The 22,603-nt window shown below is 60.8% G+C and carries 19 protein-coding genes; 7 read left to right on the top strand and 12 right to left on the bottom strand.

Annotation, left to right across the window (positions count from 1 at the left end; all coding sequences use genetic code 11):
* Positions 1–56 precede the first annotated feature (56 nt).
* Positions 57–1,490, top strand: coding sequence for a TolC family outer membrane protein (locus tag AACY19_RS04940; RefSeq protein ID WP_339448503.1), 1,434 nt, complete (start codon positions 57–59; stop codon positions 1,488–1,490).
* A gap of 82 nt (positions 1,491–1,572) precedes the next feature.
* Here AACY19_RS04940 and waaA read toward each other — a convergent pair whose 3' ends face one another.
* Positions 1,573–2,847 carry a lipid IV(A) 3-deoxy-D-manno-octulosonic acid transferase gene (waaA, locus tag AACY19_RS04935; RefSeq protein ID WP_339448501.1) on the bottom strand — a complete coding sequence of 425 codons (1,275 nt, stop codon included), beginning with the start codon at positions 2,845–2,847 and terminating at the stop codon, positions 1,573–1,575.
* An 11-nt stretch (positions 2,848–2,858) separates the two neighbouring features.
* Complete coding sequence (locus AACY19_RS04930) at positions 2,859–3,755, bottom strand: LysR family transcriptional regulator (RefSeq protein WP_339448499.1); 897 nt, start codon at positions 3,753–3,755, stop codon at positions 2,859–2,861.
* Positions 3,756–3,861: 106 nt separating this feature from the next.
* Here AACY19_RS04930 and AACY19_RS04925 point away from each other — a divergent pair, with 106 nt between their 5' ends.
* From AACY19_RS04925 to AACY19_RS04910, 4 genes are all read left to right on the top strand, one after another.
* Positions 3,862–4,194 (top strand): DMT family transporter, encoded by a 333-nt coding sequence (locus AACY19_RS04925; RefSeq protein WP_099757821.1) that lies wholly within the window; start codon positions 3,862–3,864, stop codon positions 4,192–4,194.
* Positions 4,195–4,335: 141 nt separating this feature from the next.
* Positions 4,336–5,511, top strand: a complete 1,176-nt coding sequence (locus AACY19_RS04920) for an NAD(P)/FAD-dependent oxidoreductase (protein ID WP_339448494.1) — start codon at positions 4,336–4,338, stop codon at positions 5,509–5,511.
* Positions 5,508–6,320 carry an aldo/keto reductase gene (locus tag AACY19_RS04915; protein WP_339448492.1) on the top strand — a complete coding sequence of 271 codons (813 nt, stop codon included), beginning with the start codon at positions 5,508–5,510 and terminating at the stop codon, positions 6,318–6,320. The genes AACY19_RS04920 and AACY19_RS04915 overlap by 4 nt, the downstream gene beginning before the upstream one ends.
* A 31-nt stretch (positions 6,321–6,351) precedes the next feature.
* Positions 6,352–7,320, top strand: a complete 969-nt coding sequence (locus tag AACY19_RS04910; protein WP_339448490.1) for a metal ABC transporter ATPase — start codon at positions 6,352–6,354, stop codon at positions 7,318–7,320.
* Positions 7,321–7,358: 38 nt separating this feature from the next.
* Here the strand turns inward: AACY19_RS04910 and hldE are convergent, their stop codons facing one another.
* The 3 genes from hldE to msbA all read right to left on the bottom strand — a co-directional run bounded on the left by hldE (position 7,359) and on the right by msbA (position 11,576).
* Positions 7,359–8,780: a bifunctional D-glycero-beta-D-manno-heptose-7-phosphate kinase/D-glycero-beta-D-manno-heptose 1-phosphate adenylyltransferase HldE gene (hldE, locus tag AACY19_RS04905; protein ID WP_339448488.1), complete on the bottom strand. Its 1,422-nt coding sequence runs from the start codon at positions 8,778–8,780 to the stop codon at positions 7,359–7,361.
* A 124-nt stretch (positions 8,781–8,904) separates the two neighbouring features.
* Positions 8,905–9,609 (bottom strand): sulfotransferase family 2 domain-containing protein, encoded by a 705-nt coding sequence (locus tag AACY19_RS04900; protein ID WP_339448486.1) that lies wholly within the window; start codon positions 9,607–9,609, stop codon positions 8,905–8,907.
* A gap of 164 nt (positions 9,610–9,773) precedes the next feature.
* The gene (gene msbA, locus AACY19_RS04895; RefSeq protein WP_339448484.1) at positions 9,774–11,576 is read right to left on the bottom strand and encodes a lipid A export permease/ATP-binding protein MsbA; all 1,803 of its coding nucleotides are present in this window, start codon (positions 11,574–11,576) and stop codon (positions 9,774–9,776) included.
* Between the two features lie 154 nt (positions 11,577–11,730).
* Between msbA and AACY19_RS04890 the strand changes: the two genes are divergently transcribed.
* Together AACY19_RS04890 and AACY19_RS04885 are read left to right on the top strand one after the other, a co-directional pair.
* Positions 11,731–13,590, top strand: a complete 1,860-nt coding sequence (locus AACY19_RS04890; RefSeq protein WP_339448482.1) for an O-antigen ligase family protein — start codon at positions 11,731–11,733, stop codon at positions 13,588–13,590.
* Positions 13,590–14,807 (top strand): acyltransferase family protein, encoded by a 1,218-nt coding sequence (locus AACY19_RS04885; protein WP_339448480.1) that lies wholly within the window; start codon positions 13,590–13,592, stop codon positions 14,805–14,807. Before AACY19_RS04890 ends, AACY19_RS04885 begins: the two co-directional genes overlap by 1 nt.
* Positions 14,808–14,825: 18 nt before the next feature.
* Here AACY19_RS04885 and AACY19_RS04880 read toward each other — a convergent pair whose 3' ends face one another.
* From AACY19_RS04880 to AACY19_RS04850, 7 genes are all read right to left on the bottom strand, one after another.
* Positions 14,826–15,710: a glycosyltransferase gene (locus tag AACY19_RS04880; protein ID WP_339448478.1), complete on the bottom strand. Its 885-nt coding sequence runs from the start codon at positions 15,708–15,710 to the stop codon at positions 14,826–14,828.
* Complete coding sequence (locus AACY19_RS04875; protein ID WP_339448476.1) at positions 15,707–16,861, bottom strand: glycosyltransferase; 1,155 nt, start codon at positions 16,859–16,861, stop codon at positions 15,707–15,709. Before AACY19_RS04875 ends, AACY19_RS04880 begins: the two co-directional genes overlap by 4 nt.
* The gene (locus AACY19_RS04870; protein WP_339448474.1) at positions 16,858–18,294 is read right to left on the bottom strand and encodes a PIG-L family deacetylase; all 1,437 of its coding nucleotides are present in this window, start codon (positions 18,292–18,294) and stop codon (positions 16,858–16,860) included. The genes AACY19_RS04875 and AACY19_RS04870 overlap by 4 nt, the downstream gene beginning before the upstream one ends.
* Before the next feature lie 8 nt (positions 18,295–18,302).
* Entirely contained in the window at positions 18,303–19,199 is an 897-nt protein-coding gene (locus AACY19_RS04865) for an antimicrobial resistance protein Mig-14 (RefSeq protein ID WP_339448472.1), read from the bottom strand.
* A complete protein-coding gene (locus tag AACY19_RS04860; protein ID WP_339448470.1) occupies positions 19,199–20,329 on the bottom strand; it encodes a glycosyltransferase in 1,131 nt (376 codons plus the stop codon). The genes AACY19_RS04865 and AACY19_RS04860 overlap by 1 nt, the downstream gene beginning before the upstream one ends.
* Positions 20,313–22,070, bottom strand: coding sequence for a carbamoyltransferase family protein (locus tag AACY19_RS04855; protein WP_339448468.1), 1,758 nt, complete (start codon positions 22,068–22,070; stop codon positions 20,313–20,315). The genes AACY19_RS04860 and AACY19_RS04855 overlap by 17 nt, the downstream gene beginning before the upstream one ends.
* Before the next feature lie 172 nt (positions 22,071–22,242).
* A complete protein-coding gene (locus AACY19_RS04850; protein WP_339448466.1) occupies positions 22,243–22,575 on the bottom strand; it encodes a YceK/YidQ family lipoprotein in 333 nt (110 codons plus the stop codon).
* Positions 22,576–22,603 lie beyond the last annotated feature (28 nt).

The following is a 22,603-nucleotide window of genomic DNA, read 5'->3' as shown; positions in this document are numbered from 1 at the left end:
CGCCTTACCTTTGGCGCCCGGATTATTTTCATAATATTAATGCTAGGGATCGCCTCATGCTGCGCAAACTCTCACTGGCTCTTGCCGTGTCTTGTGCGTCCAACGCAATGGCCTGGGCAGCAGAAGCGCCCTTGTCGACCAAAACCGATCTGGTCAGCGTCTATCAGGAAGCGGTCGACAACAACGCCGACCTGGCCGCCGCCCGCGCCCAGTACGGCGCACAGAAAGAAGTGGTGCCGCAGGCCCGGGCCGGCCTGCTGCCGAATCTGTCCGGCGGCGCCGAAACGGCGAACGTGCGCACCTCGATCGATCAGCCTTCAGCCATCGCCAATCGCAGCGCTCACTCGTATCAGGCGACGCTCGCCCAACCGTTGTTCCGTGCTGATCGCTGGTTCCAGTACCAGGCCGCCAAGGACGTCAACGAACAGGCTGCGCTGCAATTGTCGGCAACCGAGCAGAACCTGATCCTGCAATCAGCGGAAAGCTATTTCAACGTGCTGCGCAGCCAGGACAATCTGGCGTCGACCAAGGCTGAAGAAGCGGCGTTCAAGCGCCAACTCGACCAGTCCAACGAGCGCTTCGATGTCGGCCTCTCGGACAAGACGGACGTCCTGCAATCGCAAGCCAGCTACGACACCGCGCGGGCCAACCGCATCGTCGCGCAGCGTCAGGTCGATGATGCGTTCGAAGCGCTGATCACCCTGACCAACCGCCAGTACAACTCGATTCAGGGCATCGTCCACACGTTGCCGATTCTGCCGCCGGCACCCAATGACGCCAAGGCTTGGGTCGATACGGCGGCTAAACAGAACCTCAATCTGCTGGCGAGCAACTTCGCCGTCAGCTCCGCCGAAGAAACCCTCAAGCAGCGCAAGGCCGGTCACTTGCCGACCCTCGATGCCGTCGCCAAATATGAAAAGGGTGACAATGACGCCCTCGGCTTTGCCAACCCGAACGCCTTTGGCACGCCGTACAGCGGCAACGTCGAGCAGACAACCGTGGGCCTGCAACTGAACATCCCGATCTACAGCGGCGGGCTGACCAGTTCGCAAGTGCGCCAGTCGTATGCGCAACTGGACCAGAGCGAGCAACAGCGTGAATCCCTGCGTCGGCAGATCGTCGAGAACACCCGCAATCTGCATCGTGCGGTGAACACCGACGTCGAGCAGGTACAGGCGCGCAAGCAGTCGATCATCTCCAACCAGAGCGCGGTGGAAGCTACGGAAATCGGCTATCAGGTGGGTACGCGCAACATCGTCGATGTGCTCGATGCGCAACGCCAGCTATACACCTCGGTGCGCAACTACAACAACACGCGTTATGACTACATCCTCGACAACCTGCGCTTGAAGCAGGCAGCGGGGACGTTGAACCCGGGCGATCTGGAAGACCTGCGGCGTTATCTGAAAGCCGACTACAACCCGGACAAGGACTTCCTCCCGCCGGATCTGGCCAAGGCAGCCGAAGCACAGCTCAAGGCCCGCCCCTGAAATCAAAAGATCGCAGCCGGCGGCAGCTTCTGCATTGCAAATGCGTTTCCTGTAGCTGCCGCCGGCTGCGAGCCTTTTTGCCTTACCTGATCAATCTGCCCAAACCCTCCAGCAAACGCTGCAACGCGCCCTGATTGCGGCGCATCACCGCCAGCCCGGCTTCGGCCATGCGTTGTGCATCGCGCGGCAACTCGAACAGACGTTGCACTTCCACCGCCAACCCTTCGGCATCATCCACTTCCGCCAAAGCCCCGGCCTCACGCAGCTGTGCGGCAATGTCGAGGAAGTTGAACAGGTGCGGGCCGCTGATGACCGGTTTCGCCAACGCTGCCGGCTCCAGCAGGTTATGCCCGCCGTTCGCCACCAGGCTGCCGCCGACAAACGCGCTGTCGGCCAAGGCATACAGAAACAGCAATTCGCCCATGGTGTCGCCGAGCAGCACGCAAGTCTGCGCATCGACATTCGCCCCGGTCGAGCGTCGCACCGTGGCGAAACCTTCGCGCTGGCACAGTTCGAACACCGAATTGAAGCGCTCCGGATGACGCGGCACCAGAATCAGCAACGCATCCGGGTGATTGGTCAGCAGGCGACGATGGGCGTTGAGCACCACTTCGTCTTCGCCTTCGTGCGTGCTGGCAGCGATCCACACCGGACGCTCCAGCGCCTGCCACTGGCCGCGCAAATCGGCAGCGCGTTGCAGCAATTGCGGGTCAATGGTCAGGTCGAATTTGATCGAACCCGTGACCTCGACGGTCTCCGGGCGCGCGCCGAGATCGCGCAAGCGCTGAGCCTCGACTTCGGTCTGTACGGCGAAGAAACTCATCTCGGCGAGCATCGGTGCGGTGAGTTTGCTGAAGCGGCCATAACCTTTGGCGGAGCGCTCGGACAAGCGCCCGTTGGCCAACGCCACCGGAATGCCGCGCCTGGCGCATTGGTGAATGTGGTTGGGCCACAACTCGGTTTCCATGATCACCGCGAGCTTCGGTTGCGCACGATCCAGAAAGCGCGCCGCCGCACACGGCAAGTCATACGGCAGGTAGCAATGCTGGATGCGCGGCTCGTGGGCGAACAGCGCCAGAATTCGCTCCGAACCGGTCGGGGTCATGCAGGTCACGGTGATCGGCAGCGTCGGATAACGCTGCAGCAGGGCGCGAATCATCGGCGCTGCCGCAATGCTTTCGCCCACGGAGACCGCGTGCACCCAAATGCCACCGGGTTGCAGCGCCGGCATGCCATAGGAGAAGCGTTCGCCAATCCGTTTGGCATACGCCGGCGCCTTGCGCGCCCGCAGCCACAGCCGAATCGCCACCAATGGCAGCCCCAGATAAAACAGCGCGGTGTAAAGAGTTCTATTCATGGCGGCGGAGTTTATCGGCTTTTGTCGCCGATCGCGCGCAAGTGCACGGCAAAACGTTCGGCCAGCCACCTCGCTGCCGGACCCAGGGGCTCATCGCGGCGCCAGACCAGTTCGACCACCAGCGCCGGCGGGGTCCATTCGCTGTCGAGTTCGACCATCAGGCCCTGATACGCCGAGTACTGCACCACATGCCGGGGCAGCCACGCCCAGCCAAGGTCGCGCACCAGCCATTCAGCCATCACATAGAAACTGTCGGCGCGCCACACCTGCGGGCTGGCCGGCTCGTTGCCGGGATAGACACTGGTTTGCGTCGACATCAACAACTGCCGGTGTTGCGCCAGTTGTTCGCAGGTCACGCCGGACTGTTTCGCCAGTGGATGATTGATACCGCAGACGGTGACCATTTCCACGCTGCCGAGTACACGGCGCTCCAGCGCTTCGGGGATTTCGTCGTGATAGAACAGCAGGCCGAGATCGGCGCGACGCTCCACCAGTTTGCGCGCCACCTCGCCTTGGGCGGCACTGGTCAGTTGCACTTCCAGACTGGGGAATTGCTCGGCGAGTGCGCCGAAACTTTCTACGAGTGCCTGATACGGCATCGCTTCATCCTGGGCCACGCGCAACTGCGCTTCCTCGCCGCGCATCATCGCCATCGCCCGACCGTTGAGGCGCTCACATTGGCGCAAGACTTCCCGCGCCTCTTCAAGTAACGCCCGACCGGCTTCGGTCAACACTGGCTGGCGACCGCTGCTGCGCTCGAACAGGCTCACCCCCAAGTCATCTTCGAGCATGGCAAGGGCGCTGCTGATCGCCGATTGCGCCTTGCGTTGCTGACGGGCAACCGCCGAAAACGAACAGTGTTCGGCAACGCTGACAAACACCCGAAGTTGCTCCAGATTCCACTGCATGCCGAGCCAACCCATCTTCTAATCAGATAGGTAATGACTTTACCCCATCTGAGGAGTCCCTAGAATGCCGATTCAGAAAGCAACGTTCCACTTGAGGGTATAAACCATGAACGCCTACGCCTATCTGGCCATCGCCATCTGCGCCGAAGTGATCGCCACCGTGTCGATGAAAGCCGTCAAAGGCTTGAGCACGCCGCTGCCGCTGGTGCTGGTCATCGTCGGCTACGCGATTGCGTTCTGGATGCTCACGCTGGTGGTGCGCACGGTTCCGGTCGGCGTGGCCTACGCGGTGTGGGCCGGCATGGGCATCGTGATGGTCAGCGTGGCCGCGCTGTTCATCTACGGGCAGAAACTGGATATCCCGGCAATGCTGGGAATGGCGCTGATCGTGCTGGGCGTTGTGGTCATCCAGCTGTTCTCGAAAACCGCCGGCCACTAATCTGAAGTATCGCCATTCCCGTCTGTGGGAGCAAGCCTGCTCCCACATATGGTTTTGTGTCTGCCCTGTTGACCATCGACAAATGCCGCTCTTTCGCGAGTCTGTATACTGCGCCCTTGTCTTGAACACTGAGGTCGCTGCATGCCATCCGTTATTTCCACCGACGTTCTGATTGTCGGCGCTGGTGTCGCCGGCCTCTGGCTGAATGCGCGTCTGCGCCGCCAGGGGTTTTCGACCGTACTGGTGGAAAGCGCCAGCCTTGGCGGCGGGCAGAGTGTGAAGTCGCAGGGCATCATCCACGGCGGCGCCAAATACGCATTGCACGGTGCGCTGACCGGCGCCTCCGAAGCCATTGCCGACATGCCGCGACGCTGGCGTGAGGCGCTGGCCGGTGACGGCGAACTGGATCTGTCCGGCGTGCGCCTGCTCTCCGAGGCTCACTATCTCTGGTCGCCCGGCACCCTCGCCGGCAACCTCACCAGTTTTTTCGCCAGCAAAGCCGTGCGTGGCCGTGTCGATCAGGTCAAGGGCGAGCAACTGCCGCCAGCCCTGCAAGACAGGCGTTTCAAAGGCAAGGTCTACCGCCTCGCCGAACTGGTAGTGGATGTGCCCAGCCTGATCCAGCGTCTCGCCGATCTGGCCGGCGACAGTCTGCTCGCCGGGCAAATCATCGAACCGTTGCTGGAAGCCGGTGTGCTGGTCGGGCTGAAAGTCGATGGCCGCGACATCCGCGCCCAGCGCATCGTCCTCAGCGCTGGCGCCGGTACCGCACAATTGCTCGAAGACCTCGGCCTGAGCCAACCGGCCATGCAGCGCCGGCCGCTGCACATGATCATCGCCAAAGGCCCGGGCCTGAAACCGCTGTACGCCCATTGCCTGGGTGGCGGCACCAAACCGCGCATCACCGTGACCACTCATCCGGCAGCTGACGGTCAGTGGGTCTGGTACATGGGCGGCGACATCGCCGAGAGCGAAGGGGTCAACCGCGAGCCGGCAGAACAGATTGCCACCGCGCAAAAGGAAATCGCGCAGTTGCTGCCCTGGATCGACCTCAGCACCACGCAATGGGCGACCTTGCGCGTCGACCGTGCCGAGCCGCTGCAAAGCGGGCTGACCCGCCCGGACAATGCTTTTCTCGCCGAACAGGGCCGCTTGCTGGTGGGCTGGCCGACCAAACTGGCACTAGCCCCGGACTTCGCTGATCGGGTCATTGCCTCGCTGCAACGCGACGGCATCCAGCCGCAGGTCACCGAGCCGTTGCCGGCCCTGCCGAAACCACCCATGGGCGTTCCGGCCTGGGAGCAACTGTTGCCATGAGCATCGCCACTCTGCACGACTTGCATCGCCCGCTGGGCAGCACCGGCCTGATGGTTTCGCCGCTTGGCCTGGGCACGGTCAAACTGGGCCGCGACCAGGGCGTGAAATACCCCAACGGCTTTCAGATTCCCGATGACGATGCCGCGCGGATGCTGCTCAGGCAGGCGCGCGAACTGGGCATCAACCTGATCGACACCGCCCCGGCCTATGGCCTTAGCGAAGAACGCCTCGGCCCGCTGCTGCGTGGTCAGCGTCAGGACTGGGTGATCGTCAGCAAGGTTGGAGAAGAGTTTGCCGACGGGCAGTCGCGCCATGACTTCAGTGCGGCGCACACGCGGATGTCGGTGGAACGCAGCCTGCAACGTCTTGGAACCGATTTTATCGAGCTGGTGCTGGTGCACTCCGACGGCAACGACATGGCAATTCTCCAGCACGAAGAAGTCTACGCCACCCTCGCGGCGCTCAAGGCCGAGGGCAAGATTGGTGGCTTCGGCTTTTCCGGCAAAACGGTCGAAGGCGGGCTCAAGGCTTTGCAAGAAGGTGACTGTGCGATGGTCACCTACAATCTGAACGAACAAAACGAGAAGGCTGTCATTGACTATGCTGCTGCGCACGGCAAAGCCATTCTGGTGAAAAAAGCCTTGGCCAGCGGTCACGTTTGCCTCAGCCCCGGGATGGACCCGGTGCGCGCCAGCTTCGAATTGCTGTTTGCCCAGCCCGGCGTGGCCAGTGCTATTGTCGGCACGATCAATCCGCTGCACCTCGCCCACAACGTTGCGACCGTTGCCCAGGTCCTTCGTGGTCACTGACGCCGCTTCGCGGCCTTAAGCAGGAGCCGATATGCCGCGCACGCTCATCAGAAAGAACCCGAGCAACTTCAAGACCCTGCCGCTGTACGTCGAAGCCACGCCCGAAGGCTTGAGCTATCAGAGCGTGGGGATGCCGCTGAATTTCACCCAGACCTTGCAGCGACGCAAACCGGTCAGCGTGGAGAATGCCGAGCGTTTTTCGCTGGAACTGGCCAACCTCGGGGTCTCGGTGCGCCTGACCCTGCATTGGCAGAATCGCGATTATTGGGTATTGGTGCGCCAGCGCCGTCAGGATCGCGGTGACGTCGTCCTGAAGCTTATTTCCGGCTATGTGCCGGCCCACGAGCTGAACATCCCGCTGCACACCGCCATCCAGGAGATCGCCGAAGAGTGCCTGCTGGAAACCCCGGAAGGCTGGCTCGGCGGGCGTTTCAATGACACCTGGCTGCCGGCCCCCTACGCCACCGCCCTGCACTATCGCGAGGCTTTGCCGTTTCGCCTGACGCCGTTGTCCGGCTCGGCGCTGCCTGTGCGTTGCGCCAATCTGCAATTGCAGGAACGGCCAAGAGCTTATGTGCATCTGCCGACCGCATCGCTGCAATTGATCTACGACCTGCGCCTGGAGGTGCCCAAGGAAGCCAAATCCCTGAGCCTGTTCCATGTCGATGAGCGTCTTGAAGGTGATCAACTGGTCGCTCGACTGGATCGAAAACGACCGGACCTGTACCTGATGCCATTGCAGGACGGCGAACCGCTGGCCGAGTTGTACACCTTGAAAAAGGGTCAGTTGTACCCGGCAGGCACTCGGGGTCTGTACCTGGCCGAGAGCTTCGCCAAACAGGATGGCTGGCTGGTACGTGAGGAGCGGATTCGCTGGAAGGACTGGCTGCGCCAACAGGGTCTGACGCCACCGGAGAAGGCGACCGGGCTGGCACGCCTGCGGGGCAAGGCCAGGCAACTGCTGAAGAAAATCGTGCCGAGCAAAGCCGCACGACCTTGATTGCTCCCACGCTCTGCGCGGGAGCAATCAGCTAACCATCATTGACCGCGGATTTTTTCCACAATCGCGGTGGTCGAGCTGTTTTCCACCAGCCCCAACACTTTCACCGTACCGCCATAGGCCGTGACGATATCGGCACCGACCACTTGATCGATGCCGTAATCGCCGCCCTTGACCAGTACGTCAGGCTTGACCTCACGCAGCAGGTTTTCCGGGGTGCCTTCGGGGAAGCTGATGACCCAGTCTACCGCGCCAAGGCCAGCGAGCACGGCCATGCGCCGGTCGACGCTGTTGATCGGGCGACCCGGCCCCTTCAGACGGCTGACCGACGCATCGTCGTTGATCGCCACGATCAGGCGATCACCTTGTGCCCGCGCCTGCTCCAGATAGGTCACATGACCGGCATGGAGAATGTCGAAGCAACCGTTGGTGAAGACGATGCGCTCGTTGTGCGCGCGGGCATCGGCCACTGCTTGCAGCAGTTGCTCCAGCCCCAGTACGCCACGCTCGGAACCCTCTTCACGCTGGATCGCGCGACGCAGCTCCGGGGCGCTGATCGCCGCCGTACCCAGTTTGCCGACCACTATGCCCGCTGCCAGGTTGGCCAGCGCCACCGCGTGGGGCAGTTCCTCGCCGGCGGCAATCGCGGCCGCCAGGGTGGAAATCACCGTATCGCCGGCACCGGTCACGTCGAACACTTCACGGGCCCGGGCCGGCAAGTGCAACGCCGGATGCTCCGGGCGCAACAGGGTCATGCCATGTTCGCCACGGGTCACCAGCAAGGCGCCGAGCTCGAGGTCGTGCATCAGGGTTGCGCCCTTGCTGACCAGTTCGTGCTCATCGGCGCAACCGCCGACGATAGCTTCGAACTCGCTGAGGTTCGGGGTGATCAGGCTCGCGCCACGGTAGATGGAAAAATCTCTGCCCTTGGGGTCGGCCAGCACCGGAATGCCTTTGGCACGGGCCGCCTGAATCAGGGCCTGATGGTTTTTCAGTGCACCTTTGCCGTAGTCCGACAACACCAGCACCTTGATGCCTTCGAGCAGGTCATCGACCTGCGAGGCCAGCGCCAGGGCATCGGTGGCAAACGCTTCTTCGAAATCGATACGCAGCAATTGCTGGTGCCGACTCATGACCCGCAGCTTGACGATGGTCGGCTGATGCGCAATGCGCTGGAACAGCGCACGAACGCCCGCGCCCTTGAGACTGTTGCTCAGGCTGTCGGCGGCTTCGTCATCACCGGTCACACCGACCAGCGACGCCGGCGCACCCAGCGCGGCAATGTTCAGGGCAACGTTGGCAGCACCGCCCGGACGATCTTCGATTTGCTCGACTTTAACGACCGGAACAGGCGCCTCAGGGGAAATCCGTGAGGTACCACCATGCCAGTAACGGTCGAGCATGACATCGCCGACCACCAAGACAGGGGCTTGATCGAATCGCGGCATGGACAACTTCATGGAGCAACCCACATACAAAATGAACAGGGGCGCGATATTAACACAGGGTTGGCGCAGGCTTGCGTGCAGGCTGCAACAGGATGAAACAGCTCGGTTTTTTGCTCATTTATTGCACAACAGCCATTCATTCGTAGCCGAGCAATTCATAGTCACGCTCATACGCCCGACGCACCAGACGACGCGTGCGCAATGAACAGAATTCGCGGGCGGGCAGCGGCTGGCGATGACGGGAAACGTTGACATGCGGCAACTGGCCGGCGAGCCCCAATTGATCGCAGACCATCTGGAAATCCCGCGCGAGGTGTTCCTGATAGCCAATGAAGTCCAGCGCCAGATGCCCCAGCGAGTCGGTAAGGAAATCGGTTTGCGCGGCGAAGTGCAATTGTCGCGCAATGGTGTCGGGGCGCAGCCAGCGCGCCACGAAATCATCGAAATCACGGTATTGCCGGACCAATTGCTGGGCGGCATGATCGCGCTCGCTCAAGTCGTTGCCGCGCAGAAAGGCATACGCCGAGTAGGCGCGCTCCAGCGGGTCGCGGACGAAGGCAAATTTGTAGGCGGCGGCAAACTGTTGGGGGAATTGCTCTTCGTACCAGTACAACGGCAGATGCCCGGGGCGCCAGCCTTCGAACATCGCCTCGCAGACGCTGCTGCCGGCGCACTTGGGCACATGGATGAACAGGCAGCCGCGCTGCTGGAAAGCCTTGGGGAAGCTCAGACTGGCCGACATCGATTTGTTGACCACCTGCCGGTCAACCACCGACAGCCGCCCCAGCAAAAACGCACGTTGTGCTTTGGGCAGCAATTTCCAGAGATAACGTTGCAGCATGAAAGTACCCGCGCGACGGGGATAGCCCGTCGATCAATGTCAGAGTTCGTTCAGGAACCTTAACAAGCGCGTGCCCCGGTTTTATGCCGGTTTGGTCAAGAAGGGTAAAGGTCTGGATACAAATCGCCGGGTACGTTGCGCACCCGGCGTGTTAGAGCGGTCGATCAGGCGATGTCTTCAGCAGGAGCATCCAGGCCCATGGCGTTCAGACGCGCGTAGTAGCCGTTCTGCGCCAGCAACTCATCGTGGGTGCCGCGCTCGACGATGCGGCCCTGATCCATGACCAGAATCAGATCGGCTTTCTCGATGGTTGACAGACGGTGCGCGATCACCAATGTGGTGCGGCCCTTCATGACTTGATCGAGCGCCGACTGAATGTGCCGCTCGGACTCGGTGTCGAGGGCCGAGGTGGCCTCGTCGAGAATCAGCAACGGCGCGTTCTTGAGCAATGCCCGGGCAATCGCCAGACGCTGACGCTGACCGCCGGAGAGCAACACACCGTTCTCGCCGACCTGAGTGTCCAGACCTTCGGGCAGTTGCGCGATGAAGTCCATCGCGTAGGCGTCACGGGCAGCCTTTTCGATGTCTTCACGCGGTGCGCCCGCCAGATCGCCGTAAGCGATGTTGTTGGCCACGGTGTCGCTGAACAAGGTCACGTGCTGCGTGACCTGCGCAATATGACGACGCAGGTTGAGCAGTTTGTAGTTTTCGATTTCCACACCGTCGATCAGGATCTCGCCCTTATCGTGGTGATAGAAGCGTGGTATCAGGTTGGCCAGCGTCGACTTGCCGCTGCCCGAACGCCCGACCAGCGCAACCATCTGGCCAGGTTCAGCGCAGAAGCTGATGTTGTCGAGGACCTGACGCTCGGTGTCCGGGTAGGTAAAGCTGAGGTTGCGCACCTCCAGACGACCGGTCACCGCATCGCGTTCGACCGTACCGGTATCGACTTCAGGCTCGACGTCCAGTTGTTCGAAAATGCTTTCTGCACCGGCCACGCCTTTCTGAATGGTCGAACTGACTTCAGACAATTGGCGGATCGGTTTCGGCAGCAGGCCGGCCAGGGTGATATAGGCAACCATGTCACCCGCCGAGGCGTCACCGCGCAGGAACAGCACGAGGAACATCAGCACCGCCATGGCGCTGTAGATCACCAGTTGCAGCATCGGCGTGTAGATCGCGCCGGTACGGGTCATGCGCAGTTGCTTGTCCGTGTTGCTCTGGCTGGCCTTGAAGAAGCGTTTCTCTTCATAAGCCTCGCCGCCGAAGCTGCGCACCACGCGATAGCCCTGGATGGTTTCCGAAGCGACATGGGTAACGTCACCCATGGCGAGCTGGATCTTCTTGCTCTGCTTGCGGAATTTCTTGCTCGCGGTGCGCACCATCACGGCGATCAGCGGCAGGATCGCAACCATCACCAGCGTCAGCTTCCAGTTCATGAACAGCAAGGAGGCAAACAGGAAGATCACCGTCATGCCTTCGCGGATTACGACCTTGATCGCATCTGTTGCCGCCCCCGTGACCATCGTCACGTTAAAGGTGATACGCGAAATCAGATGACCGGAGTTATGCTTGTCGAAATAACGGTTCGGCAGGACCAGCAGGTTGTTGAACAACTGCACCCGCAGGTCGTGCACCAGGCCCAGGGAGACCTTGGCCAGAAAGTAGTTGCCCAGATAAGAGCCCAGCCCCTGCCACGCAGCGATCAGGATGATCAGCAGCGGCACGGCCTGCAACAATTGCAGGTCACGCAGGTAAGGCACGGTTGGAAACAGCACTGCTTCAGGGTTGGACAGGCCGTCGACGAAATACTTGAGGATGTAACCCAGCATCGGCTGGGTCGAAGCGAAAATCAGAAAACCGACGATGCTGATCAGGAACAAACTGATATACGGCCGAACATAGCCGAGCAGGCGGAAATAGATTTTCAAGCTCGAAGGGCTTGCGGCGGTACTGGAGTCAGTCATATCACGCGAAAGTCGATAAAAAGGACGCTGACTTTAGCACAGCTTCTTCAGGGTTCTGGCAATCGGCGAAAGGCTGCTATTGTTAGGCACCTTTTTCAGCACCAAATAGCCATCATCCGAATGGTCGATCAACTTCAGGATTGAATCTCACAGCATGCAACTTCGCGGCTTCAGCAGTACGTCCAATCGAGTCTTCGATTTCATTAGCCTGTGGATTCTACCCATCGGCTATCTCTTGCTCTTGTGCGCGCTGTTCTTTCTGCCGGGCCGCAGTCTGCATCACAAGCTTTTTTACGGCCTGTTCAGCATCCCCACGCTGATTGCCCTGTGCCTGCGACCGCGGGAGCTCAAGGAACTGGTGCGCGAGCCGATTTTCGTCGCCCTCCTGTTGTTTGTCGCCTGGGCCTTGCTCAGCCTGTCCTGGGGGCCTGGCGGCGCGGTCGGCGGCATGTTCAAACCGCCGCTGCATACCCTGCTGCTGTTTGCCGGTACTTACCTGCTGGTGCGCTATCGCAACGATATCCTGCAACCATTGCTGTTTGCCGCCGCCATGGTCGCGCTGATTGCTACGACGTACTTCCTGTTCATGTTCGCCCGGGTCTACCAACCCGGCTTGCGCCTGATCGGTGGCGGAGCCTTCGACAATCCGCTGCTGAGTTCGCACCTGTTCGGCTTTTTCAGCGCCTACTGGCTGAGCGTGACCATGACCTGCAAGCGCCGCCAGATGATGTGGCTCAGCGTGCCGGCCATGGCGATCATGTTCCTGGCCGTGATCGGCACAGGCTCCAGAACACCACTGGTCGCACTGACGATGGCCGCGTTGTGGCTCTGTTTCATCTGCTGGAACCGCCGTTCGCTGGCCCTGCTCGGCGCATTGGCCGCCTGCGGCATTGCCGTGCTGACCCTGTTTTCGCAAATGATCATCGAGCGCGGTGATTCTTACCGGCTGGAAATCTGGCAACAGGCTCTGCACCTGATCGGCGAACATCCGTGGATCGGCCATGGCTACAACGCCAGCCTGTCGATTGATCCTGGCGTGGGATACAGCTTCCAGGAACCGCACAGCTTTGTCCTTGGCGTGCTGTTCTATGTCGGGATTTTCGGCCTGCTGCCGTGGCTGTTCTTCCTCGCGTGGGGCCTGCTGAGCAGTTGGCGCCAGCGCGTGCAGCCGTTGCTGATCGTTGCCTCGACCCTGCTCGTGTTCGGTATCGGCGCAGGCCTGACCGAGGGCGGCGGGATCATCTCGCGGCCCAAGGAGCACTGGTTCCTGTTGTGGATTCCGCTGGCACTGATCGCCGCACTGAGCATCAACCAGCGCGCCCGGCGCCTGCTGGCAATGCCGGTGCAAAAGCTCTCGTCGCCCCGTCTGCACGACATGACCCGCGAAGCGCAGATCATTGAAGAAGACGGCCTCGGCCCGAAAGTCCTGCGGCTCAACGACGGCACGTTCCTCAAGCTGTTCCGCCGCCGCCGCTGGTACACCTCGGGCTGCTTCAACCCGTATTCCGAACGCTTTGCGGTAAACAGCGAGCAATTGCGCCGGATGGGCATCCCCACCCCGCAGGTATTGAACCTCTACCGCATTGACGACGGCAGCAGTGCCGTGCATTACGCGCCGCTGGCGGGCCATACGCTGCGCCAGGTATTGCAGAGCATCACTGCGCCAGCAGTACGTCAGGCGCTGGTAGAGCGCTTCGGCAAGTTCATGGCGCAACTGCACGAAAAGGGTGTGTATTTCCGTTCGCTGCACCTGGGCAATGTACTGGTGCTGGAGGATGGCGAGTTCGGCCTGATTGATCTGGCTGATCTGCGCGTCTACCCTACCCCGCTCAGTTTGTCCTTGCGTCAGCGCAATTTGCGCCACATGCAACGTTACACCGTCGACAAACGCTGGCTGTTCGAGGATCACCTCGATGCGCTGCTTCTGGGGTACGCCAAGACGGCGTCGAAATCTGCTGTGGACAATCTGCACAAGCAAGTGCTGGCCGGCAACATTCAGGCCCGGGTTCATTGATGAGCGAAACCAATCCGTCCATTGCGCTGGCAGCCTATCTGCTGGCCATCCTGTCCGCCGCGCTATTGCTGCGCGCGGTCCCGAAAATCGCCCGCCACCTGCAGCATTCCGGTGAAAGCCGTTATGCCAGCATCGACGGTTTGCGCGGCTACCTGGCGTTTGGTGTATTCGTGCACCACTCGGTCATTACCTGGATTTTCCTGCGCACAGGGGTGTTCGAGTTCCCGCCGAGCAACTTCTACTCGATGCTGGGCCAGGGCAGCGTCGCGCTGTTTTTCATGATCACCGGGTTCCTGTTCTGGAATCGCCTGCTGACGCAGGGTCGCCAGCACGATTGGCTGGCGTTCGGGATATCGCGGGTGTTTCGCCTGTACCCGCTGTACCTGCCGCTGATGCTGATCGTCTTTGTCACCGTGTTCCATTTGCAGAACTGGGAGCTGAAAGAACCCGGCCTGGAACTGTTCAAGCAGATCCTCGCCTGGCTGACGTTCGACCGACCCGACATCAACCAGTACCACCAGACCGGCATGCTGATTTCCAACGTTACATGGACGCTGGCCTATGAAGTGTTCTTCTATCTGGCGTTGCCGCTGGCGGGGCTGGTGTTCATCTATCGCGGCACGTGGCTGCAAGTGGTGCTGTGCCTGATCGGCATTTATGTGCTGTATCAGGTAGTGGGCTGGGAGCACTCGCTGAAAAAGCATTTCCTCGCCAGTTTTCTCGGCGGCATCGCGGCGGCGTACTGGATTCGTCGCCCGAAATTGCTGGCGTGGAGCAACACGCGACTGGCCGGGATCATTGCGTTGCTGGCACTGGTGATCGCGTTCACCGCGTACAACCGTGCATTCAAGACTGCGCCGCTGTTTCTGCTGACGCTGTTTTTCGTGATCGTTGCTTCGGGCAACAACCTGTTCGGTTTGTTGAAGCCTCGCAGCATCCGCTGGCTGGGCGAAATCAGCTACAGCACCTATCTGCTCCACGGTTTCATCCTGTGGCTGATGGTGCAGCGCCTGCCGCTGCTGCTGCAGCTGGATGCCACGCAGGCGTGGGTCTATCTGCCGTTGGTCGCTGTATGTACCTGCCTGCTGATACTGATCAGCAGCCTGACCTTCCTGTACATCGAGATGCCGGGCATGGCTGCCGGCAAAAAACTCCTCGAACGGCTGCGTCAGCGCCAGAAAGGCGAAAAGCGCCTGTCGGAAAAAGTCGCTCGCTGATCGCGAGCGACTGCTCCCTCAGTCCTTTTCCTGCGGCGAAAACAGCAAACGTCCAAGACCGCGCCAGGTCTTCTTGTTCCAGGCCTTGAACGGGATCTGCTTCAGCAGCTCCCGTGCAAGCTTGCGATCACGGTTGGCGGTTTTCAGGAACATCGAATTGAGCGACTTGTAACGCACTTCGTCGTACAGCGGATGATCGCTGAACAACGCATAGATGCGCAGGATGCTTTCAATCATGAAACGGTGGTTCTTGTACGAATTGGTGGCGTGCTTGCGATAGCGTGCCATCACCACGTTCAAGCCGTCGATGAAGTAACCGGCGCGGGTCACTTTCAATTCGATGTAAAGGTCTTCGAGGCGAATCGTCGGGTCAAAACCACCGACCTTGTCCAGCGCTTCGCGGCGAATCATCAGGGTCGGGGCCGGCGGATACGGCTTGCGTTCGAGGAACATGTCGTCGAAATCCAGACGGCGGAACGGCACGTCGCGACGCTGACGCTTCTCAGGGTAGAGATTGCCATCGGCATCCATCAATTCGATATTGCCGGCGCAGATCCCCACTTCCGGCTTGCCATCCATGTAGGCGACCTGGGTCGCAATGCGCTCCGGGTACATGATGTCATCGGAGCCGAACGGCACGATCAGACTACCCTGCGCACGGGCAATGGCACCGTTGAGGGTATTGGTCAGACCCTGATTCTGCTGCACGCGAAAATCGAAACCGTATTGCGCCTGCAGCGCCTTGATGCGCTCGACACTGTCATCCTTCGAGCCGTCGTCGACCACCAGCAACTCAATGTTCTGGTAAGTCTGGTTGATGACGCTGAGGATGCTTTCCTCGATGTACGGGCCGTGGTTGTACGACGCGATGATGACCGTGACGAGGGCGTTCGCTTCGCTCATGGCTGTACCTTGCGGGCCTGTTCCAGGCCAGAATCGATCAGGTCGAGGTACTCCTGACGGAACACCTCGATGTCATGTTGTGCCTGCAGATAACGATAAGCCTGCTCCCCCTTGGTCTTGAGCTCGTCGTCGGACAGCGCCAGATAGCTATCCAGCGCCGCGACCAGGCTCGGCACATCCTTGGGCGTAATCGCCAGGCCACCGGCGCCCTCGATCAGCGGTAGCATCGCCGGCACGTTCGAAGCGATCACCGGCAAATGTCCGCTCATGCCTTCCAGCAAGGCCAGGCCGAGGCCTTCGGCCAGTGACGGCATGGTCCAGATATCGAAGGCACGCACGTATTGCAGGGCGTTTTCCTTGAAGCCCAGCAAGTGCGCACGACCGCTCAGGCCCAGCTGCTCGATCTCGGCGGCCAGCGGCGCTTGCAGGCGCCCGGCGCCGATGATTGCCAGTTGCGTGTTCGGGTATCTGTCTTTCAGCGCGGCAAAGGCTTGCAGCAGGTAAGTGTGCCCCTTGACCGACACCAGCCGGCCCAGCGCACCGATCAGGCGCACATTCGGATCAATGCCGAGCATCTCGCGGGCCTGTTCGCGGCTGTGTTGCAAACCTTCGGCCTGTTCGATGTCGATGGCATTGGTAATGGCGAAGGTGTTCTGCTCAGTGAAACCGCAAGCGCAGTCCAGCAGATACTGTTTGACCGCTGGCGACACGCCGACGAAACGCCAGTGGTGGTCGATCAGGCGCTGAGTCTGACGACGACGATAGAAACGGTCGTATTCGCCAAAACCGTGGGAGATGCCGATGCACAGCGGCACCTTCAACCAGCGGTTGAGCGTGAGCATCATGTTCACCGGTTTGAAACGGTTGCAGATCACCACGTCGAACTTTTCCCGGCGGCAGAACTTGTACAACTGCCACATCGCGCGCAGGCGCATGCCCTTGAGCGACTTGTCGGAAAACTCGAAGTACACCGAACGGTCGGCGCGGCTGACCGGTTCGCCCGGCGCGGGTTTGCCACGCAGAAACGCCGCGGTCACCTCATAGCGATCCGACGGCAGCGCCTTGACGATCTGCTCGGCCAGGTCGGCAAAATCATGGGCTTTGACGTTGTAGTCAGGCTGCAGCTGCAGCACTTTTGACCGTTGACTCATAACTCTCCCCGGTTCGTGCCCGATTCACCCGGTTTCAGCAGCCAGAGCAATTCCTGACGCCTGACCGCTTTTCGAAAAAATTCGTTCTCGCCGTACACCGAGGGTGCACGACCCGCCAGCAAGCGCTGAATCAAGCGGCGCAAACGGCGCTTGAAGGGGGCCGGTGGCTGCAGGTCGTGCATCATGCCCAGCGCCATGGCTTTGTCACGCTGCTGCTCAAGGGTCAGCGGCAGACACAGCGGCTGCATCGGCGCCGCACCATCGAAAGCCGGTGGCAGTGCAATGCCCTCTCCAGAATTGCCCATCGGCCAGCGATCGTTGTCGTGCAGATGGTTGGCGTAGCCGAGCAGGGTCGGCTGCCAGTCGAGGCTACCCAGCACCTGCAACACTGCTTGCTGACTGCAGAGATGGTCAGGGTGCGGATCAAGCGTCGGGTGCGGCAGAACGATCACGTCGGGGCGCGCGCGCAGCAATACTTCACGCAAATCGGCCAGCAAATTGTTCCAGGTCGGCGCGCCGTCGACGTCACTCGGCAAGCTGAATGGATTCAATTGGCGGAACAGGCGGGTATCACTCAGATCGGCTTCGCGTGAAGCCATCGCTTGATTCGGCGCGGCCTGCATCGCAGCCAGCTGCAGACAGAAATAGCCCAACTGCACACAGTTTTCCGACGGCACGCCGGCCCAGCGCGGTACGGCGAGGCTGTCCCAGGCGCGCAGCCGGCCCTTGAGTCGCGCCGCTTCGACCTTGTTCAGGCCCATCTGCTGATAGTGTTCGGCTTCGATTTCGCCGGCGGTCAGTGTGACGATCCAGGCTTCGTCGGCCTGACTGTACAAACCGTAAGCCGCGAGTTCGGCGTCGTCGGCGTGCGGTGCGATCACCATCACCCGCGAGCGGCGGTAATCCGCTTGCTCCAGCGCCCACAGCACCGGCTCGCCGCAGACGCGGCAAAAGCGTCCGCGCAAGCGCAGCACGCCTTGGGACAAGGCTTGTGCCTGACCGCTGAGGTTCAGATAGCGCAGGCCATTGACGCCGCGTTCGAAGGTTTGCGCGTCGGGACTCGTACCGCCCACCAGCTCGACGCGCGGATCAAGAAAACGTCCCAGCCATGAGCTTTTGACCTGCACAGCGAGAATCAGCGTGGCGTCATCCACCAGCATCACGCCTTCATCCAGACGCAATTGCTCGCCGTTCAGATGCACTTTCGGCTGTGGCGTAAACGGCGGGAAGCTGTACTGGTAATCGTCTTTGGGCGAATAGAACAAATGATCGGCGAACCACGCTTCATGGGCGATCCAGCCGATCACCGCGAGCAGCAGCGGCAACCACCAGGCGACCACCACACCCAGCGCTGTCAACACGACCAATGCGATCAGCAGGCCGATACGCTTGTTGCGCCGGTGGCGCTTGAGCAGTTGCTGTTTGCGGCTCATGGGCGGGCTCATACGGTGAACACCGGCACAGGATTGCACCAGCGATCCTTGTATTCACGGTCAGCGCGACCGAAGGAAAACCGCAGCGGTTTGCCCAACGCCCGCGCGTGTTCCCAGGCACTTTGCGTATTGAGAAAACTCAACACGCTGCCGGGACTGAATTCGCGGGTTTCGGGATCGACGCCGCCGTTGATGTATTCGACGCTGATCCACTCTGGCGCTTCGACGCGATAGACCAGTTGAATCGCAATCGGCGCATCGTGGAGGAAGATCACCGAGCCGATCAGCAGCTCGCGCAACAGCTCGATCACATCGGCCACGCGCGCCGCGCCGGTAGCGGGGAAACCCCAGCGACGCTGGAACAGATCGCAGTAGATCGCCGCCAGTTCAACACTGGAAAATTCGCTGACCGGACGCACCACACCGCCCGCCTCTTCCAGCAGACGCAATTCACGGCGCTGGTTGTAGCGAAACTTCTTCGACAGTTCTTCCGGGGTACGGGCCATGGCCAGTTGTTCGGTCTGCAACTTCAGGCCGCTGAAGCGGGTTTCGTTGAGCGCTGACAGGTAGCGCGCGCGATGGCGCAGCGGCGCTTGGGCATCAACGGCGGCCGGCAGGATCAGCTCGGCGTTGCCGAGGTCGAACAGGCCTTTTTTGCCGTTGCGCTTGAGCACGTCCTTGGACAAGGCGAGATCACGGCCCCAGGTCGGGATCGCCGCTTTGACTTCGCCTTGTTGCTCCCAGGCCAGGTATCGCACCGGGATGCCCGCCAGATCGGCGAGACGCTCGACCACCAGCGGATGGGTCGCGACGCTGCCGCCGAAACGCTGCCAGGTGGTTGCATAGGTCGAGGCGTCAACGGGCGACCAGCCACGTTCGCGCCAGCCTTGAAATCGGTTGAGCATCAGCCCCTCGGTGCCAGATCGGTAACTTGCGGCAGACGCCAGAAGGTGTCACGCACCGCACGGTCGGAGAAACGCTCACGCAGACGGTCATGCATCATCTCGGCACACTGCTGGCGCTGTCGATCATCCATGCCGGCCAAATGTTGCAAACCTTGTGCGAGGTGCTCGGCATCGCCGAGCGGGAACAGAATGCCCACGCCTTCGACCACTTCCTTCGCCCCGCCACACGCCGTGGCCAGCAACGGCACGCCGGCGGCCATGGCCTCCAGCAACACCATGCCGAACGGTTCGTGATCGGAACTCAGGGCGAAGACATCGAACGCACGGAAGTAATTGCGCGCGTCCGGCACCTGACCGAGGAACAGCACCCGGTCGCCGATGCCCAACTCGCGGGCCAGCTCCTTGAGATCCTGCTCCAAACGGCCTTTGCCGAGAATCACCAGTTGGCTGTTGCCGGGCAAACCAGGCAAAGCGGCGGCGAAACCTCGCAACAACGTGGCCTGATCCTTGTCCGGATGCAACCGACCGACGTTGCCGACAATCCACGCATCCTGCGCCAGACCCAGGGTCTCGCGGGCTTCGCGGGCGGACACCTGACTGGCTTGCAAGGCGGGTACGTCAATGCGGTTGTAGAGCGTCTGGATGCGATTCTGCGGCCATTTCGGCAGGCAACGCCGCATGTCATCGCGCACCGCATCGGACACGCCGAGCAGGCTCAGACGCTTGCGGAAAATATGCGCGAACAGCTTGCGCGTACCGCGCTTGTAATCATCAAACGCGTGGTGCACGCCAATCACCGGCAACGATGTGCCGAGCAAGGCGATATAGATCGGCTTGAAACGATGGGCGATGCAAAAGCTGAAATTGCGGGAAGCGGCGATCTTGCGCAGATCGCCGATGGCCCCCAGCTTCAGGCCACGAATGGCCTTGGAGCTGTATTCCATGAACAACACTTCATCGGAAGCACACGCTGCGGCCACCTCGCTATCGGCGGCCCCGGTCAGAAAAACCGTGGTCACCCGATAACCGGTGTCCGCGAACAGGCTGGCGTACTGCCGTGCGCAGTCGAGGAACGGCCCGTCATAGCCGTGACAGAACTGCAGCACATGGCGTTCAGCCGAGCGAGTCATAAGCGTTTGCGCCCTCTTTGACCACCAGAATGTCTTCCATGATCAGGTACTGCAGATCGGAGCCGAAGAACATGTTCAGCGCATCGGTCGGCGAGCAGATCATCGGTTCGCCACGACGGTTGAGCGAGGTGTTCAGCGACACGCCGTTGCCGGTCAGGGCTTCAAGCGCTTTCATCATGTCGTAGTAGCGCGGGTTGTATTCGCGCTTGAGCACCTGGGCACGGGAAGTACCGTCTTCGTGGACGACTTCCGGCACGCGAGTCTTCCACTCTTCAGCCACTTCGAAGGTGAAGGTCATGAACGGCGCCGGGTGATCGATCTTGATCATCTGTGGCGCCACGGTGTCGAGCATCGACGGGCAGAAAGGCCTCCAGCGCTCGCGGAACTTGATCTGATGGTTGATTCGGTCAGCGACGCCGGCAATGCTCGGGCAACCGATGATCGAACGACCACCCAGTGCGCGCGGACCGAACTCCATGCGGCCCTGGAACCAGGCCACCGGGTTGCCATCGACCATGATTTTGGCGATCTGCTCCGGCATGTTGTCGAGCTTGCGCCAGGCCGGCTTGTTCTCGTGACGGGCGCATGCGGCGATCACGTCTTCGTTGCTGTACGACGGGCCGAGGTAGACGTGTTCCATCTTCTCGACCGGTACGCCACGAGCGTGCGACACGTAAGCGGCAGCGCCAACAGCGGTGCCGGCATCGCCGGACGCCGGCTGGACGAACAGCTCTGTGACGTCATCGCGAGCGATGATTTTCTGGTTCAGTTTGACGTTCAACGCACAGCCACCGGCGAACGCCAGTTTGCCGGTTTCCTTGAGGATGTCGCCCAGGTAGTGGTCGATCATCTGCAGCGCCAGTTTCTCGAACAGCGCTTGCATGCTCGCGGCGTAGTGGATGTACGGTTCGTCAGCGATGTCGCCTTCGCGCTTCGGACCCAGCCACTCGATCAGCTTCGGCGAGAAGTAGAAGCCTTTGCCCTTCTCTTTGTAGCGACGCAGGCCGATCACGTTGGCATAGTCGGTATTGATCACCAGCTCGCCGTTCTCGAACGAGGCCAGACGCGAGAAGTCGTATTTGCTGGCGTCGCCGTAAGGCGCCATGCCCATGACCTTGAACTCACCGTCGAGCATCTCGAAACCGAGGAACTCTGTGATCGCGCCATACAGGCCGCCGAGGGAGTCCGGATCGAAGAATTCCTTGATCTTGTGGATCTTGCCGTTTTCGCCATAACCGAAGAAGGTCGTGGCGTACTCGCCCTTGCCGTCGATGCCGAGGATCGCGGTTTTCTCTTTGAAACCCGAGCAGTGGTAGGCGCTGGAGGCGTGAGCCAGGTGGTGCTCGACCGGCTCGATCTTGATCTTTTTCGGATCAAACCCCAGTTGCTCCAGGCACCAGACGATCTTGTTGCGATAACGCTTGTAGCGACGGTTGCCCATCAGGATCGCATCGAGGGCGCGATCCGGCGCGTACCAGTAGCGCTTGGCGTAGTGCCAGCGAGCCTCGCCGAACAGGCTGATCGGCGCGAACGGAATCGCAACCACATCAACGTCGGACGGCTTGATACCGGCCTGCTCAAGGCAGAACTTCGCCGATTCGTAGGGCATGCGGTTCTTTGCATGTTTATCGCGAACGAAGCGCTCTTCTTCAGCCGCCGCCACCAACTTGCCGTCGATGTACAGGGCGGCTGATGGATCATGGCTAAGGGCGCCGGACAGGCCAAGAATCGTCAATGCCACAGGGGTCTAGCCTCTTTAGTCTGCATGCAGGCGCAGTGCGCCTTGAAAATTGATGTGCCCTCGCACCGGGCGAGAGACAGCTAAAGGGCGGGATTATAGCGTAAACATGGCGGGAATGACCCTGTGCGAATCACCCCTGGCTGAACGGCCCTCTGAAAGCCCTTGGGTAGCCTTAATAACGGCCGGTGCGCCAGTAAATATTGAGATTGCCATCTTCGATCTGCCGGTAAATCGTGTACGGCAGAGAAACCGTGTCGAACACCCCGGACAGCGGCAGATCCAGCAGCACGAAGGGCACCAGGAAGCCTGTCGGGTCGGGTGGTGCGTTCAACACGCAGAAGTCGTAGGCGAGGCCGCTGTAGAGGCGGGGAATGGAATGACAGTAGGTCTTTTGCTTGCGCATGTCGCGGGCGACATCGGCGTCGTCCTGCAGCACGGTCAGAGCGCTTCCGCAGCCTGATAAAACCCATGAAAAAGCGCCCAGTGTCACAGCCTTTTTGATCATCCAGCATGCCCTCCGTAGTCGTCAGGCA

The sequence above is a fragment of the Pseudomonas sp. EA_5y_Pfl2_R50 genome, assembly GCF_963970475.1.
GTDB lineage: Bacteria > Pseudomonadota > Gammaproteobacteria > Pseudomonadales > Pseudomonadaceae > Aquipseudomonas.
The sequence above is the reverse complement of the archived record's forward strand: the minus strand, read 5'-3'. Positions and strand labels throughout refer to the sequence as shown.

What these genes read in the sequence shown, in the direction of transcription:
- AACY19_RS04940 (WP_339448503.1), top strand. Translation starts at nt 57, where the DNA reads ATGCTGCGCAAACTCTCACTGGCTCTTGCCGTGTCTTGTGCGTCCAAC.
- waaA (WP_339448501.1), bottom strand. Translation starts at nt 2,847, where the DNA reads ATGAATAGAACTCTTTACACCGCGCTGTTTTATCTGGGGCTGCCATTG.
- AACY19_RS04930 (WP_339448499.1), bottom strand. Translation starts at nt 3,755, where the DNA reads ATGCAGTGGAATCTGGAGCAACTTCGGGTGTTTGTCAGCGTTGCCGAA.
- AACY19_RS04925 (WP_099757821.1), top strand. Translation starts at nt 3,862, where the DNA reads ATGAACGCCTACGCCTATCTGGCCATCGCCATCTGCGCCGAAGTGATC.
- AACY19_RS04920 (WP_339448494.1), top strand. Translation starts at nt 4,336, where the DNA reads ATGCCATCCGTTATTTCCACCGACGTTCTGATTGTCGGCGCTGGTGTC.
- AACY19_RS04915 (WP_339448492.1), top strand. Translation starts at nt 5,508, where the DNA reads ATGAGCATCGCCACTCTGCACGACTTGCATCGCCCGCTGGGCAGCACC.
- AACY19_RS04910 (WP_339448490.1), top strand. Translation starts at nt 6,352, where the DNA reads ATGCCGCGCACGCTCATCAGAAAGAACCCGAGCAACTTCAAGACCCTG.
- hldE (WP_339448488.1), bottom strand. Translation starts at nt 8,780, where the DNA reads ATGAAGTTGTCCATGCCGCGATTCGATCAAGCCCCTGTCTTGGTGGTC.
- AACY19_RS04900 (WP_339448486.1), bottom strand. Translation starts at nt 9,609, where the DNA reads ATGCTGCAACGTTATCTCTGGAAATTGCTGCCCAAAGCACAACGTGCG.
- msbA (WP_339448484.1), bottom strand. Translation starts at nt 11,576, where the DNA reads ATGACTGACTCCAGTACCGCCGCAAGCCCTTCGAGCTTGAAAATCTAT.
- AACY19_RS04890 (WP_339448482.1), top strand. Translation starts at nt 11,731, where the DNA reads ATGCAACTTCGCGGCTTCAGCAGTACGTCCAATCGAGTCTTCGATTTC.
- AACY19_RS04885 (WP_339448480.1), top strand. Translation starts at nt 13,590, where the DNA reads ATGAGCGAAACCAATCCGTCCATTGCGCTGGCAGCCTATCTGCTGGCC.
- AACY19_RS04880 (WP_339448478.1), bottom strand. Translation starts at nt 15,710, where the DNA reads ATGAGCGAAGCGAACGCCCTCGTCACGGTCATCATCGCGTCGTACAAC.
- AACY19_RS04875 (WP_339448476.1), bottom strand. Translation starts at nt 16,861, where the DNA reads ATGAGTCAACGGTCAAAAGTGCTGCAGCTGCAGCCTGACTACAACGTC.
- AACY19_RS04870 (WP_339448474.1), bottom strand. Translation starts at nt 18,294, where the DNA reads ATGAGCCGCAAACAGCAACTGCTCAAGCGCCACCGGCGCAACAAGCGT.
- AACY19_RS04865 (WP_339448472.1), bottom strand. Translation starts at nt 19,199, where the DNA reads ATGCTCAACCGATTTCAAGGCTGGCGCGAACGTGGCTGGTCGCCCGTT.
- AACY19_RS04860 (WP_339448470.1), bottom strand. Translation starts at nt 20,329, where the DNA reads ATGACTCGCTCGGCTGAACGCCATGTGCTGCAGTTCTGTCACGGCTAT.
- AACY19_RS04850 (WP_339448466.1), bottom strand. Translation starts at nt 22,575, where the DNA reads ATGATCAAAAAGGCTGTGACACTGGGCGCTTTTTCATGGGTTTTATCA.